This window comes from Colwellia echini (assembly GCF_002843355.2).
Taxonomy (GTDB): Bacteria; Pseudomonadota; Gammaproteobacteria; order Enterobacterales; family Alteromonadaceae; genus Colwellia; species Colwellia echini.
Genome location: NZ_PJAI02000053.1, coordinates 1 through 2,076 on the forward strand (window position 1 = coordinate 1; position 2,076 = coordinate 2,076).

Genomic DNA, 2,076 nt, shown 5'->3' on the forward strand with positions numbered 1-2,076 from the left:
CAGTTTGCTGTTTCGTGCCTCAACATTTTAGCAAACAATTTTTTGCCTCTTAATGAGGCGTTAGGTGTATTGGGTTACTTGCGTAAGGTATATTTTTTGATTCACGTTTTGCGCATCAATCACGTATTCTAAAACGTAATTCAGTTTTGTATTTATCGCACGTATATTATTGTTTCGCGGTGTTACATAAAATCGAGCAAAGCAGTTTATTTAACTTTTTGGTGCGTTAATTTCTCAGTTTTTACTGCAAAATTTCGTGCAAGACTTTGCCAATTACTTTATTGTGGTTTGGTAAGTTTAGGTGGCATAAACTCTAATCAGTTCAAACACCTAACAAGGCATTAAAGCAGGACAAAAAACAGTTTGCTGTTTCGTGCCTCAACATTTTAGCAAACAATTTTTTGCCTCTTAATGAGGCGTTATATGCCCGAGGATGTCATGAGTCAATCGTTTCAGCGTATCGGTTCAAAATCTAATGCGCAAGTCGGCAAAGACTTTGAATTACTCGCACAAGCCTTCTTCGATCAGCAAGGGCTGTCTTTAGTGCGAGATTTCAAAATCCCTGTGGGCGTAAATTTGTTTAAAAAAGATCATGCTTTTGATCTAGGTTGTACAGAAAAACAAGTGTTAGTTGAGTGCAAATCTCACAAATGGACATCAGGTGACAACGTGCCAAGCGCAAAATTAACTGTCTGGAATGAGGCTATGTATTACTTTTTAGCTTCACCAAAAAGTTATCGTAAAATCATGTTTGTTTTACGTGATTTTAGTGAAAAACGTAGTGAAACTTTGGCGGAATATTATCTTCGTACTTATGCTCATTTAGTACCTGAGGGTGTTGAATTTTGGGAATACGATTCACTAAAGTCAACAGCAGTGCAAGTGGGCATATAACAAGTCATTGCAGCAGGACAAATAACAGTTGGCTTTGCTCCTGCGTCGCGATTTTAGCCAACAATTATTTGCCTCTGAATGAGGCGTTATAAGGTTTTGATATGGAAGTCACATTAGAGTTGATTATTGGCATCGCATTTTTCTTAGTCGGTGCTAGATTTGTTTATATTGGTAAAATGGATGTCGAGTTTGGTATCACTAATGGTCAATCAGGCTCTCGTACAAAATTCACTTCTTCTCAAACTAAATCTTTAGAGGGAACAAGTGCTAGACTTGCAGGTGCATTAATATCTATCTTTGGTATTTTACTGTATGTGTTTATGGAAAAAGGTGACGTCTTGTTTGTGTTGTAAACAACCTTATAACAAGGCGTTCAAACGGACAAAAAACAGTTGGCTGTTTCACTTCGTTCACAATTTTGCCAACAATTTTTTGCCGCTTAACGTGGCGTTATGTTTCTATACTAATCTGTCCATCGCAACTTTGTAGACTTTTCCTTTGTCGCGTTTTCCAACAGAAATTACCGTTACTGTAACTATAGAGTCATTAACTTCATAAACTAACCTGTATCCGGCTTGTCTAAGTTTTATTTTGTAAAGTTCATTGCCACCAGATAATTTTGCGCTTTCAATATGTGGATTTTCTAAAATATCTACTAGCTTTTTCTTAAATTGAGTTTGGATTGTCGCGCCTAATTTTTTCCATTCTTTTAGTGCTGACTTTTTAAATTCTAACTCATAACTCATTTAAGCTAACCTTTATGCTAGCTTCATTCTTACGTTGTTCAGCAATTGCTAATAGTTCTAGATCTTCCATATGATCCATCATAAATTCATACGTATCGGCAGGTATACAGTAAAAAGCTGGCTCATTTCTATTTAAAACAGCAATAGCTTCACCGTGCGCACTTAAAGCAACCTTCATTGGATTTGCTTTCAATTCGCTTATACTTGCAGCTGCTTCAGTTAATATTCTAGTTGTCATACCATCACCAGTACTTTAAAGTGGTCGTTAATTAGGTTTAGTATAAGCGACGAAACATAACAAGTCACTTAAAAGGACAAAAAACAGTTGGTTTTTGCTCCTGCGTCGCTTATTTTAACCAACTATTTTTTGCCTCTTAGTGAGGCGTTAGGTGAACTGATAATATTGCTCATAATTAGAATATGGAATTCATAATTA

The 2,076-nt window shown here is 36.2% G+C and carries 4 protein-coding genes; 2 read left to right on the plus strand and 2 right to left on the minus strand.

What is annotated here, in order from left to right; translation table 11 throughout:
• Window positions 1–438 precede the first annotated feature (438 nt).
• Together CWS31_RS17155 and CWS31_RS17160 are read left to right on the plus strand one after the other, a co-directional pair.
• Window positions 439–894, plus strand: a complete 456-nt coding sequence (locus CWS31_RS17155; protein WP_211355860.1) for a hypothetical protein — start codon at window positions 439–441, stop codon at window positions 892–894.
• Window positions 895–995: 101 nt separating this feature from the next.
• Window positions 996–1,247, plus strand: a complete 252-nt coding sequence (locus tag CWS31_RS17160) for a hypothetical protein (RefSeq protein WP_101343115.1) — start codon at window positions 996–998, stop codon at window positions 1,245–1,247.
• Window positions 1,248–1,352: 105 nt separating this feature from the next.
• Here CWS31_RS17160 and CWS31_RS17165 read toward each other — a convergent pair whose 3' ends face one another.
• A complete protein-coding gene (locus tag CWS31_RS17165; RefSeq protein WP_101343116.1) occupies window positions 1,353–1,640 on the minus strand; it encodes a type II toxin-antitoxin system RelE family toxin in 288 nt (95 codons plus the stop codon).
• Window positions 1,630–1,878, minus strand: a complete 249-nt coding sequence (locus tag CWS31_RS17170; RefSeq protein ID WP_101343117.1) for a type II toxin-antitoxin system Phd/YefM family antitoxin — start codon at window positions 1,876–1,878, stop codon at window positions 1,630–1,632. The genes CWS31_RS17165 and CWS31_RS17170 overlap by 11 nt, the downstream gene beginning before the upstream one ends.
• Window positions 1,879–2,076: the final 198 nt, after the last annotated feature.